Below are 11955 nucleotides of genomic sequence, written 5' to 3'. Positions count from 1 at the left end.
GCGCCATGGTTGGCGCTGAGGCCCGAGACCGACAGCTGGTCGCCGTCGACGTCGGAGAAGCCGGCGAGCAGATCAGCGGCGCTGATCGTGTAGGGGGTGTCCTCGCTGCCTGCCAGCGTAGCCGCACTGCCGCTGAGGACCGGTGCGTCGTTGATGCCATTGATCACAACCGTCAGCGTGCCGACGCTGAGCGTGCCGTTTGACATCTTGATCGTGTACTGGATCGTGTCCTTGAACGTCTCTCCGGCATCGAGCGCGTTAATCTGCGCGCTTAGAGCGGCTGCGTCATAGTGGATCTTGTTGTCACTGCCGATCCAGAATGTTGCTCCCATCTGGCTGGTTTCGCTGAAGCTAATGCCCACGCCGTCCTGGATCAGCAGGTCCTTGTTGTAATCGACAAACGCCTTGTTGGTGACGACGATCGTTGCCCCTCCATCGTCGTTTTTGACGCCGTCATCCACCGAATAGATCGTCGTCTTCACGCCGCCGCCGCTTGCGCCCAGGACGTCGAACGTGAACTGAAGGCTGCCGTCCTCGGTGCCGGATTGTGTGAGATTGGCTGCCGCACCTGAATTCGAAAATGTGACGGTCGTGCCTGAAACTGTGGTAGTCGCCATTATAAATTCCCCCCGTGATACTGCGAACGAACGGAAGTGTTCGCCCCCCAATTGTTATTGTTAGCCGGGCGCCCCCACCCGTCCCGACGCAATCGCGGGATAAACATGCAATCTGGAAGGTATATTATATTTTTACGAAAAGTAAGCCATACAATACATATAACGCTGTAAACTATACAATAGAGTTAATTTGCCTATGCATATGGTTATCACCAATGCATGTGATTATTTGCGCGAACATTCTATTGGCAACCTGTACTTCCCGTTTATCGACACCGAAGAGTTCCGCACCGCGGCCGGCTGCGGGAACTCTCTCAACTATCAGAAGACGCGAACGGGGAAGGCTTCGATGGCCTTGGGCGGATATATCCGACGCGGCGATGAACGCTGGACGATGAATATACCACTACCTGAAAGGGATGAGGCCAAATCCACCTCTTTCAGGAGAAGAAAGATGAAACGCATCGAAAGAGAAGTGAGCGGCGGCTGCCAGTGCGGCGCCGTGCGCTATCATGCAAGCGTGATGCTCGATAACTCGCATCTCTGCCATTGCCGCATGTGCCAGAAAGCCTCGGGCAGCATCTTTGCCGCGCTCGTCGCCGCGCCCGATGATGCGCTGACCTGGACGCGCGGCAAGCCGAGCGTCTGGAGGAGCTCGGAGCTTGTCGAGCGTGGCTTCTGCGCCAATTGCGGCACGCCCTTGTTTTTCCACCACCTCGAAAACGGCCGCACCAACCTGATGATCGGTTCGCTTGACGATCCGAACGCCTTCCCGCCGCTGGCCAATACCTGCACCGAGAACATGGTGACGTGGTTCGAGACGATCACCGGCCTGGAAAATACCGGAGCGACCGAAACCAACGGCGCCGACTGGGCCGCGGCGATCAAGGTGAGCAACAACCAGCATCCCGATCACGATACCGCCTCCTGGGCGGTGCGGGGACGTGACGGTGCGGGGGTGGAAGGAGCAGAACACCTGTCTGCCGGTGCATGACGTTCTCGAGACACGGGAGCAGGCTACGGTTGTCAGGATTTCGGGATGCGATGAGCTGCAACGATACCTGTTCAGCCGCCCTGCCAGCGCAGATGAAATCACGCAAGCCTATATCGCGGCGCCTACCGTGACAGGTATGGCCGCGCACAGACATTCGACACCGGCGATACGTTCGATCGTTCTGGAGGATTGTCGGGGAGAGGGGCGGCGAAAGCCGCCCGTTCTCATTGGATGATCTGTATGACCTTCCGGGAGGAAGGTTCGACGATCACCCGCTGATCGTTGACGATCGCGTAGGCATATTTTGGATCATCTGGAATCGGTGTTACGACCACGGTCTCCGGGAGCGGCTCTCCGACGACAACCTTCTCCTTCACCACGACGCGTTTGGTCGGAGCGGGAGCCTGCTGAACATAGGTCACGACTTTCTGCGGCGGCGGTTCAAGGACGCTTCCAGCAACTCCACCCACAATGCCGCCCACGGCAGCACCGGCCGGGCCACCCACGACTGCACCCGCTGCAGCACCACCGGCTGCGCCTGTAACGGTCGACGATTGGGCAAAGGCAACGGACGATGCCAGTATCATGCCTGCGGTAATTCCTACTGTTTTGATATTCATTGATTTTCCTCCTTCGATGCGGTTGGCTCCGCTGGGAAGCCGAACCGGCGAACGGAGGAAGTGTTCCGTGGTTAGGGCTTTATGCCGGGGCATGACCGGCCCTTGGTCTTAGCCGGGATCGGTTGTTATCTCACTGAGCGGGAAAGTGGCTCAGCATCCGGTCATGGACGTTCTCCCAGCCTACGATCATGGCTGCAATCGCGATGGCTTTGTCTCGATCTGACGCTTTCGTGATGTAGCCTTCGAGCAGCACGACCGCGCCGAGCATCCTGATCTCGATCGCGCTGCTGTCAATTTCCGGGTCGGCGGAAAGGGCAGCCGATATCGTCGCGATGGTCGATGCCGTACTGTGGCCTTCCGAGCAGCGCTCTTCATGACTGGTGGGGCCGAAGCTCATATTCTTCTCCTGTTCCGCCCCTCAACAGACCTGATGTTGCCTCACACGCGTATATGAGCAGCGCACCCTGCGTTGGCCATCCCGACTTAGGTCCGTCTTCCTCCGCCACTTTGCCGCTTAGATTCTCCTCATTCTTCTTGGAAGGACCATCAGGGAGGCTCTAGCAATATTGCTGACTCCAGCCGGAACCTCCCTGATGACTTGTCAGCTGTCGACCAATATCGGCAGCGAGGTCCGGACGAGGGCGGAGCCTTGCCATTGCTCGCAGGAAGCGAGGCCAAATACTATGCCACCATAAGGCACCGATCGATAAGGTCGAACCTTTGGCGATCTGCCCTGCGCCTTCAGCGCCTTCGCGTTATCTTCGCTCGGTTCCTTGGCGGCATCGGATCGCTGCCTCAGTTCGGTTTCTGGCGCCAAGCTTGGAGAGAATTTGGGTCATGTGATGCTTGATCGTTTTCTCCTGCAGGTTCAGCCGACGCCCAATATGTTTGTTGGAAAGACCTTCTGCTGCGAGTTCCATCACCTCGATCTCCCGGCGGGTCAATGAAGCCCTTCTGTCAAACAGACTTGTGGAGGCGCGCATCGTCGGCGAGACGAACCTTGCGCCTCCCATGACCGTTCGAATGGCCTCTGCAAGTTCGCGTGATCCAGCACCCTTGACAACGTAGCCCGCCGCCTTTCGCCGTAACGCAGCGACAAGGGCTTCGATTTCCTCGGAGGCCGTCAGCATCATCACCTTTGTCTGTGGGCTTCGCACCACGATATCGGAAATCGCATCTATTCCCCCTCCGGGCATCGACACATCGAGCAGAAGGATGTCGGGCCTATGGCGCGCCGCCAGTGTGGCCGCGTCAGCGGCATTTGCCCCTTCGCCCACAACGACGAAATCCTCGATTTCAGACAGACTGCGGCTCACCCCTTCTCGAAAAAGAGGGTGGTCGTCCACGATCGCTATCGTAATGCCTGTCACGCTGTACCCTCCATCTCCTGGATTGAATTGAAAACATCTGGCGTCTGTGAGCCGGCCAATCGACAATGAAATGGCAGGCGTTTGGCAAACGTCCAGAGAGACACTTAGGAACGACTGAACACTTTATGTTCAGGCTTGTTTGATATTGTTGATTTTGACCCGCGGCGCTTTCGGGGCGTGTCTTATCGCGTGGCATGACCGGCGCTCGGATGCCAACTCAAATAGCTGATTTTCACATCCGACTACGAAGACATGGCTTGTGATTTCGCCACCGGGGCGAAGCTGTTCGATAGGGGTTCGAGGGTTGAACTCAGCTTGACATCCGCCTCGGTCAGCCGCATCAGGTGACGTCGAAATTTAGCGGTCTCATCCGGCCGTTCGACTGACGAGGGGGCCGTTTCCGGGTCGAACTTCGACCTGTTCAATAGTCGTGGATCTTCACCATTTGCTGTTCTCGACACAAGACGATGACAGCGTCGTATCACGCGCAGGCACATATCGAGCACAAGCCGAACCGTGAAACCTGGCTCGCGCCACGATATCGACCAAAGGGTTAGAAGTGACAGATGTGTATTTCCGGCTTTTCGGAACTGCCAATATGCATATTTCTGAGTAGCGATGGTCGCGCTTCGGGCTGCGTACCGGGGGAGCTGAGGGTTTGCGGCCATTGAGCGCTGCACAGCTTCCAGAGCGCTTTGGCCCATTTGCAGGTGATTGGACGACATGTTGCCGGGATATTGCCTGTATCCAACGAGCCGCTCGGTGATGACTTCGATAAGATAGCGCGCGGCCAGCTTGAGTTCGAAATCGAGGTCTTCGCAGCCGCCAATTCCTTGCGCTGCATATGAGCTATCGAACCCACCAACCTCGAGCGCGACATCCCGACGGACAAGAAGAGAGCTTCCGTTGCCGACATATTTGAATGTCAGATGCCGAGCGTAGAGATATCCTCTCGCGGCGTTGGGGGTGCATGAGCGAATGATCTCATCATCATGATCAATGATATAATGCAGTACATAAACCGCAGCCCACTTTGGGGATAGGCGATTGAGAGCATTTACCTGCTTTTCGATTTTGGTCTGATGCCAAAGGTCGTCCGCGTCAAGAAATGCCACGTATCGACCTGCTGATTCACGGATACCGGTATTCCTCGCTGCGGCAACACCGCGGTTTGACGTGGAGAGCAGGCGAATCCGCGAATCTGCCCGCGCCGCTTGCTCGACCATCTTTGCCGTATCATCGGTAGAGCCGTCATTGACGACTATGATCTCCAAGTTTTGGTAAGTCTGGCACACGACGGATCGAAGTGTGCGTTCAATATAACGGGAAGCATTGAAGGCCGGGATGACGACCGAAACCAGCGGCCGGGTGAAATGACCAGTCTCCCTCCGATCCTTATATTCCAGCTCTCTCATGCGGTCGAACAATGTTGCGTTTCAGATGTAGGAGGTTCGTCTAGCATCGGGCCTCCTACAGACGCGCGTGGATCACAGACTGTGCAGAGCTCAATCCTCCGCGGGAGCACAGCCATGTACACGCATCGCACGGCAGGCTATCGCGTTGCAATCTAACTTAGTTATCGGACAACTCAAATGGACTTTAGTCCGATGCGGCCGAGGTGAGGTTCCGATGCCGACGCGATGCAACCTGCTGAATTGAGCGGCCTTTCACGTGCCGGACGCAGTTGCCCAGCAACCCGTCCGAAAACGATGGCCATGCTGGCGGGGTCCAGGAGGTTAGGCGCGGGCCACGCTGCCGTCAGAATGTCGGTCCGACCCCGATCCGTCAACATGTCGCGATGTCTGCTATTGGAGCCGCGCCGGCGTGCCCGCTTATCTGCTCACGCACAGGCTGGTCAGGAGGCCCACAGGCGCTAGATTAGGAAGGCAGGGAACCGGCTGGAGGTAACGGCGTTCCCTGGATAACTTCGTCCGCTCGGTTGTCGCCGACTTCCCACCCTCTTTCCAGGTCCGCATGACGACACAGCAGATCATCGCATTTTCTGTCATCGGGCTCATGATGGCGGTCTTTATCTGGGGTCGCTTCCGCTATGATGTCGTCGCCTGTTGCGCGCTCGTCTTGGCGGTCGCGACGGGGATCGTCCCGCCGGAAAAAGCTTTTTCCGGCTTTTCGGATGACATTGTCATCATCGTTGGCAGCGCCCTGATCGTCAGCGCGGGCGTGGCCCGGTCTGGTATCGTCGATGCCGCGATCAAGCGGTTTTTCCCGAACCTCAACACGCTTCATACCCAGCTCGCACTCCTGACGATCGCCGTGGCGTTGCTTTCGGCGTTCATCAAGAATATCGGCGCGCTCGCCATCATGATGCCTGTCGCCTTTCAGTTTGCAAAGAAATCCGGGGCTTCTCCCTCGAAATACCTGATGCCGATGTCATTCGCCGCCCTGCTTGGCGGACTGATGACGCAGGTCGGCACGTCGCCGAACATCGTCGTATCACGGCTTCGCCAGGAGATGACCGGAACATCCTTCACCATGTTCGACTTCACGCCGGTGGGCGCACTCCTGACGGTGGTCGGCATCACCTTTCTCCTGTTCTTCCACCGGCTGGTGCCAAGCCGTACCAAGCAGGATCACGCGATTGAAGATGTCGTGGAGATCAAGAATTACACGAGCGAAGTCGCACTCACCGACCAGTCGACGCTGCTTGAGCGGGCGCTCAACGACCTCGTGAAGCTCGGCGATGGCGAGGTCATCGCCACGGCCGTCCTGCGCGGCGGCACCAGGATGGCGCCGTTTCCTGATCTGACGCTCCGCTGCGACGACATTGTGATGCTGGAAGGCCCCTCGGCAGCAATAGACCGCATCGTATCACAAGGGAAGTTGAAGCTTTCCGGCAAGCCTTTGACAAAGGATGGACAGCCCGACAGGAACATCATTTCGCTCGAGGCGATCGTCAGCCAGCAATCGTCCCTCGCCGGTCTTTCGGCCAAGGAGCTGGCGCTCTCCTACACGCGCGGGGTCAACATTCTGGCGATCAGCCGGCGTGGCGAACGCCTCAAGGAACGGTTGGGCAGCTTGACCCTCGGCGTAGGCGATGTCCTCCTCCTGCAGGGCAGCCGGGCAAGCCTGGCTGCGCTTCTGCAGGATTTCGGCCTGTTGCCGCTCGCCCAGCGCGAGGTGATGCTCGGCACCCGCCGCCGTGCTTTCATTCCGCTTCTGATGCTGGCGCTTGCCATGGCAACGACCGCGGTCGGCCTGGCGCCGGTTCCGGTGGCCTTCTTCGCAGCGGCGCTCGGCATGGTGGTCTTCCGGGCCATTCCACTGACGGATATCTATAAATCGGTGGATGGGCCGATCCTGGTTATGCTCGCCGCCCTTATTCCAGTCTCGGATTCCTTGCGCACCTCCGGCGGCAGCGACTTGATCGCCGGTTGGCTGGGTGCGGTGGCGATGAACCTGCCGGCATGGGGGGCACTCGGCCTGATCCTGATCAGCGCCATGGCTGTTACGCCCTTTCTCAACAATGCCGCGACCGTTCTCGTCATGGCGCCGATCGCCGCCAGCTTTGCAACCAGTCTCGGCTTCAGGCCGGAAGCCTTCCTGATGGCGGTCGCAATTGGCGCGGGCTGCGACTTCCTGACCCCGGTCGGCCACCAATGCAACACGCTCGTCTTCGGTCCGGGCGGTTACAAGTTCTCCGATTACCCGCGTCTCGGCCTGCCGCTGTCGGCATTGATCATCCTGGTCAGCGTGCCCGCGCTGCTTTTCGTCTGGCCGGTGAAATAGGCACCAAGGCAGCCGCAGCCGGTTTGAAAAGCCATGGATAGGAAGCGCCCGGGGAGGGCGGTTGCCCTCCCCAGATTTTATCAGGCGACTTCGGTCGCAAAACGCTGAAACAGCGGTTTCAGGCGGGGGTGGCCCGCCGCCGGCGGCGGATGAATTTCAATGGCCCGACCGGCCCTTGCCTCGCGCCGAAGCCATTCGCTGATGGTTTCGGCGCTGGTGTGATCCATGTAATGGAGGTCCTCGCTGACAATCTTGACCTTGCGACCCTCGGGCAGCTGCTCGAGCGTGTTGAGCAGTATGGGCACATCCTTGCAGGTCGCTGCGCCGCCGAGCTGGACATGGATTTCCTCGTCTATCTCGGCGTGCCTGATCGCGAGTTTTCGCCTGAGGTAGGGCACGATCTCGATGATCGACAGCGCCAGGCCGAGCGCGACGCCGACCAGCAGGTCCTGCAGGACGACCATGGCGACGGTCACAGCCCAGATGCCGACCGGGACCAGACCATGATGCTCGAACAGGTGCCTGACATGACGCAGGCTGATCAGCCGCCATCCGGTGACGAGCAGAACCGCGGCGAGGGCCGACAAGGGAACCAGGGTCAAAAGGCTTGGCGCCAGCGCTACCAGGCCCAGTATCCAGATCCCGTGGAAGATGGCGGAGGCCCGCGAGCGTGCGCCGGCCTGGATGTTGGCCGAGGAACGGACGATGACGCCGGTGATCGGCAACCCGCCGAGCAGGCCGCAGAGCCCGTTGCCGACGCCCTGAGCAAACAGCTCCTTGTTGAATCGGGTGCGCACGCCGTCATGCATCCGGTCGACGGCGGCGGCCGAAAGAAGAGTTTCGGCACTCGCGATAACGGCAATCATCACCGCCATGAGAATGACGCCGGGCTCCAGCAACCGGGCGAAGTTTTCCGCGGTCGGCAGTGTGATGCTGTCCACGAGCGAAGTGGGGACCTCGACGCGGGCGATCGGCAGCTGCAACGCGGCGGCAAGAACCGTCGCCGCCGCGACACCGACCAGCGCTCCCGGAATGAGCGCAAGGGATTTCGGGCGGCACTTCTCCCAGCACACCATCGCAAGCAGGGATATGAGGCCGACCTTCAAAGCGGTTGCCTCGCTCGTCAGGCCAGTTCCCCAAAGTCGGGCGACACTGTCCTCGATCGCCGCGACGTTCTCCATCCCGCCGGCAGCGGGCTTGGCATCCATCAGCACATGAATCTGCCCCAATATGATCAGAATGCCGATACCGGCGAGCATGCCGTGAACCACGGCAGGCGAGATCGCCCGGAACCAGGAGCCGGCCCGCAGGAACCCGCCGGCGATCTGCAGGAAACCGACGGCGATCAGGACGGGGGCGAGCATGGCGACGCCATAATCCTCGACGAAGCCGAAGACGATGACGGCAAGTCCGGCCGCAGGTCCGGAGACCTGCAGCGGCGAGCCCGACAGGAAGCCGACGACGATGCCGCCGATGATTCCGGAGATCAGGCCCATCGACGCCGGCACGCCGGAGGCAATGGCGATCCCGAGGCACAGGGGAATGGCGACGAGAAAGACGACCAGCGAGGAGGCGAGGTCGCGCGAAAAGGTGGAGCTCACTGCTGTCATGGCGCTACTCCGCGGCAAGCATTGCTGCGATTTGCGGCATGACATGCGGCCGATCGCGGCCGGTCACCGCAACCGGCAGCGGCTCTCCCTCCTCCGGCACCGTGAAAGTCGCTTTCGCCCCGTCATAGACCTGAACTTCGCCGGTCTCGATGTCGAAGAACCAGCCATGAAGGGTGATATCGCTGGTGGCGAGCTTTGCGGCGACGGAAGGATGCGTCTTCAGGTGATCGAGCTGAACGACGACGTTTTCCATCGCCACGGCGCGCACGCGGTCACTTTCGGACAGGTCGTCCGGATAGGCCCGGCAGACAATCGAATGTGCGGCGTGGCTGTGGCGCAGCCAGGCTGCGACATTGGGCATCGGCTCGAGCAGCTCCGGATGGCACAGGCCCTTCATTGCGCCGCAATCCGAATGGCCGCAGACGACGATGTCGCTGACGCCGAGCGCCAGGATCGCATATTCGATGGCGGAAGAGACCCCGCCGTTGAGCGTCGAGAACGGCGGGACGATGTTGCCGGCATTGCGGCAGACGAAGAGATCGCCGGGACCGGCCTGCGTGATGGTTTCGGGCATCACCCGGCTATCGGCGCAGGATATCATCAGAGCCTGTGGTTGCTGGCCTTCCCTCGCCAGCTTGCGATAAAGCGCCGACTGGTTGGGAAAAACCGCGCCGCGAAAACTGGAGATACCTTTCAGGAGATCACCCATTGTTCGGATCCTCTTTCTGGCCGGACGTCGGATTGGGGAGGAATGTCTCTCGTCCGGCGGGTTACAGAAGCGATTCGTTCGCAGGTGCGAAAAGAACAGCAAAAAGTGTGCGGTGCAACCAGCCGCTGCTGGGCTGCGATCAACAACACGTGAGGAGGGTGCCGAGATCAGCTGGAGCGCAAGGTCAGCAATGCGTCCTCATGTCGGCCACAGGTGGCGATCTTTGCCTTCGCCCGGAAGCCGACTGTCCGGCGATCACCTCGAGTTCATAGTCGCGCCACAACCGCCATTCCCGTAAGTTCTGTGGACGTCAGGCCCGACTCGCCCGAACGCTCAGCCACCGATCATGGGGCCTTCCGACGTACCGACTTACATCGTTGACGATCCAGCCGGCGTGTGTGAGTGCCGACCGCAGGGCAGGCTCGCGCCAGTACGTCTCGACGTAGCGTCGAGGCGCTGCAGCACTGCCGTGTGTGGACACATCCTCGCCGTCGCCCTCCCTGACCGAGGCGTGCAGTCGGCCACCGGTCCGGGTCGCCTCGGCAAGCCGTCCAAGCACCGTGCCGAAATCCTCGCGCGCGACATGAATGAGGCAGGCACAGGCCCAGATCCCGTCATACGGCATGCCGGGACGCTGCGGGTCGGCCAAGTCATCGGTCAGCGGGTCCAACAAGTCGGCCTCGAAGCCACCTTCGCGAAGCAGTTCGACGAAACCCTTCGAAATGTCGGTGCGCCGGACGCTGATGCCCCGCTTCTCAAGCTCAAGTGCATCTCGCCCGCCGCCGCTTCCGATCTCCAGCACCCTGGAGCCGGGGAGCTCGCTCACGAACACATCGATCTCTGTCGCGACCCATCCGGGCATCACCGCGGCCTCGGCAGCGTACTCCGCCGCGACCGCATCATAGGACCGCACAGTCTCCCGGTCGGTGCTCATCCCAGCGCTCCTCCTTCAAGACAAGAGCCTATCAGCCCGTTGCGCCCTTCACACTTCGGCAGTTGGTGACATCGCGGCCGATTTACTCTCCAGCTTTAGCAGAAATGAGGTGAGAGACACCAACGACCGACTGCAAATGCTGCCGGCGGCAATGCGCCAATTGCGGTCATCAGTGCTAATCAAGGAAAGGTGCTGTCACTGCTTGTCGACCAGAAGTGGGGCTGCCAACGGCTTAGGTTTGTTGCCCTTGTAGAACACCAGTCGTGCCGCCTTACAGTAGCTATCGAGATCGCTTTTGGCGTCCGTCTCAACACGCGCCATCTCAAGCCGGAAATTGGGATCGAGGGGCGGATAAACTCCGGTAGCGTATTCGTATCCCAAGAAGAAATCGGCGTTTAACTCGAATTTCCCACAGTACATGCCTGCAACGACCGCGCCAGCGGCGTAGGACAGAAACTGCTCCCTACTTAGTATTGGATGGGGCTGCGGTTCCTGGGCCACTGCTGTCGAACAACCGATCGACAATCCAGCGAAAACCAAAATTGCGTTTTTCAAAACGGCATCTCCCACGCATTGTTTTGTTTTCACAATGTCTTGCAATGCATCAGTTAAAAAAGCCTCCACCAATACCGTAATGGTCCAGACCGCCGACCTGTCGCTTGCGACGTGCCACCAGTGTGCACTCTCGCTTTTGGTCTCAGATTGGACAGGGTGGCACCATACCGATGACTACTTCGGGCCGAAGGATTGCGCCAATTGCGGTCATGGCCGGCGCCGCTGTAGAGTTTGCGTCCATGAGCAAATATTTCTCGCGCCCGCGCCGCACGAGGGTTGCGCATTATCGGCCATCCCAGCCGGGAAATACCTGCAACATTCAGGAGGCATCTATTCGGTCAGCGTCGCGAGCGTCTATCCCCACTATGTCGCCAAGGCGGAGAAGAAGGGACGCGCGAAGGCGGAGGTCGACGAAATCATCTGCTGGCTGACGGGCTATAGCCGAGAGTCCCTGGACGACCAGTTGGCGAGGAACACCAACTTCGAGGATTTCTTTGCGCAAGCGCCTGAGATGAACCCCTTCCGATCGTCGATCACGGGCGTGATCTGCGGCGTCCGCGTGGAAGAGATCCAGGAAACGACCATGCGGGAAATCCGCTACCTGGACAAACTGATCGACGAACTCGCCAAGGGCAGGGCGATGGAGAAAATCCTGCGAAAATAGCCCGAAGGAGACTGGCCGCATCTGGAGAGTTAGCCAGAAATCCAGGCTTCGCGTCGGTCACAAAGAGGATGACGGCTCGATGGAGGTGCAGATCGCCTGGACATCACCTCTTGCCACTTGTTGACTGACCCGTAT

At 59.6% G+C, this 11955-nt stretch carries 12 protein-coding genes; 3 read left to right on the top strand and 9 right to left on the bottom strand.

The window, feature by feature from the left end; all coding sequences use genetic code 11:
- Positions 1-617 (bottom strand): cadherin-like domain-containing protein (locus GGI60_RS28185; RefSeq protein WP_183934919.1); only part of this gene is annotated, 617 nt, incomplete at its 3' end.
- Between the two features lie 454 nt (positions 618-1071).
- Between GGI60_RS28185 and GGI60_RS28180 the strand changes: the two genes are divergently transcribed.
- Positions 1072-1611: a GFA family protein gene (locus GGI60_RS28180; protein ID WP_183919477.1), complete on the top strand. Its 540-nt coding sequence runs from the start codon at positions 1072-1074 to the stop codon at positions 1609-1611.
- A gap of 224 nt (positions 1612-1835) precedes the next feature.
- Here GGI60_RS28180 and GGI60_RS28175 read toward each other — a convergent pair whose 3' ends face one another.
- From GGI60_RS28175 to GGI60_RS28160, 4 genes are all read right to left on the bottom strand, one after another.
- Positions 1836-2231: a DUF1236 domain-containing protein gene (locus GGI60_RS28175; RefSeq protein WP_183919475.1), complete on the bottom strand. Its 396-nt coding sequence runs from the start codon at positions 2229-2231 to the stop codon at positions 1836-1838.
- A 130-nt stretch (positions 2232-2361) separates the two neighbouring features.
- Entirely contained in the window at positions 2362-2628 is a 267-nt protein-coding gene (locus GGI60_RS28170; RefSeq protein WP_183919473.1) for a BON domain-containing protein, read from the bottom strand.
- Between the two features lie 358 nt (positions 2629-2986).
- On the bottom strand, positions 2987-3601 hold the full coding sequence (locus tag GGI60_RS28165) for a response regulator transcription factor (protein WP_183919471.1): 615 nt from the start codon (positions 3599-3601) through the stop codon (positions 2987-2989).
- Between the two features lie 242 nt (positions 3602-3843).
- Positions 3844-5016 carry a glycosyltransferase family A protein gene (locus GGI60_RS28160; protein WP_183919501.1) on the bottom strand — a complete coding sequence of 391 codons (1173 nt, stop codon included), beginning with the start codon at positions 5014-5016 and terminating at the stop codon, positions 3844-3846.
- A gap of 559 nt (positions 5017-5575) precedes the next feature.
- Between GGI60_RS28160 and GGI60_RS28155 the strand changes: the two genes are divergently transcribed.
- Entirely contained in the window at positions 5576-7348 is a 1773-nt protein-coding gene (locus GGI60_RS28155) for an SLC13 family permease (protein ID WP_183919470.1), read from the top strand.
- 80 nt (positions 7349-7428) lie between these two features.
- Here the strand turns inward: GGI60_RS28155 and GGI60_RS28150 are convergent, their stop codons facing one another.
- The 4 genes from GGI60_RS28150 to GGI60_RS28135 form a co-directional block, all read right to left on the bottom strand.
- Positions 7429-8958, bottom strand: a complete 1530-nt coding sequence (locus tag GGI60_RS28150; protein WP_183919468.1) for a SulP family inorganic anion transporter — start codon at positions 8956-8958, stop codon at positions 7429-7431.
- A 4-nt stretch (positions 8959-8962) separates the two neighbouring features.
- Complete coding sequence (locus GGI60_RS28145) at positions 8963-9667, bottom strand: carbonic anhydrase (RefSeq protein WP_183919466.1); 705 nt, start codon at positions 9665-9667, stop codon at positions 8963-8965.
- Positions 9668-9977: 310 nt separating this feature from the next.
- Entirely contained in the window at positions 9978-10601 is a 624-nt protein-coding gene (locus GGI60_RS28140; protein ID WP_183919464.1) for a class I SAM-dependent methyltransferase, read from the bottom strand.
- Between the two features lie 195 nt (positions 10602-10796).
- On the bottom strand, positions 10797-11225 hold the full coding sequence (locus GGI60_RS28135) for a hypothetical protein (RefSeq protein WP_312862819.1): 429 nt from the start codon (positions 11223-11225) through the stop codon (positions 10797-10799).
- Positions 11226-11484: 259 nt separating this feature from the next.
- Between GGI60_RS28135 and GGI60_RS28130 the strand changes: the two genes are divergently transcribed.
- Positions 11485-11820 carry a DUF2200 domain-containing protein gene (locus GGI60_RS28130; RefSeq protein WP_183919497.1) on the top strand — a complete coding sequence of 112 codons (336 nt, stop codon included), beginning with the start codon at positions 11485-11487 and terminating at the stop codon, positions 11818-11820.
- Positions 11821-11955 lie beyond the last annotated feature (135 nt).

This window comes from Rhizobium lentis (assembly GCF_014200175.1).
GTDB classification, from domain to species: Bacteria; Pseudomonadota; Alphaproteobacteria; order Rhizobiales; family Rhizobiaceae; genus Rhizobium; species Rhizobium mulingense.
This window is presented reverse-complemented; position numbering and strand designations above follow the sequence as displayed.

Excerpts from the sequence above, each read along its gene's own strand:
- GGI60_RS28180 (WP_183919477.1), top strand. The coding sequence starts at position 1,072 with ATGAAACGCATCGAAAGAGAAGTGAGCGGCGGCTGCCAGTGCGGCGCC.
- GGI60_RS28175 (WP_183919475.1), bottom strand. The coding sequence starts at position 2,231 with ATGAATATCAAAACAGTAGGAATTACCGCAGGCATGATACTGGCATCG.
- GGI60_RS28170 (WP_183919473.1), bottom strand. The coding sequence starts at position 2,628 with ATGAGCTTCGGCCCCACCAGTCATGAAGAGCGCTGCTCGGAAGGCCAC.
- GGI60_RS28160 (WP_183919501.1), bottom strand. The coding sequence starts at position 5,016 with ATGAGAGAGCTGGAATATAAGGATCGGAGGGAGACTGGTCATTTCACC.
- GGI60_RS28155 (WP_183919470.1), top strand. The coding sequence starts at position 5,576 with ATGACGACACAGCAGATCATCGCATTTTCTGTCATCGGGCTCATGATG.
- GGI60_RS28150 (WP_183919468.1), bottom strand. The coding sequence starts at position 8,958 with ATGACAGCAGTGAGCTCCACCTTTTCGCGCGACCTCGCCTCCTCGCTG.
- GGI60_RS28145 (WP_183919466.1), bottom strand. The coding sequence starts at position 9,667 with ATGGGTGATCTCCTGAAAGGTATCTCCAGTTTTCGCGGCGCGGTTTTT.
- GGI60_RS28140 (WP_183919464.1), bottom strand. The coding sequence starts at position 10,601 with ATGAGCACCGACCGGGAGACTGTGCGGTCCTATGATGCGGTCGCGGCG.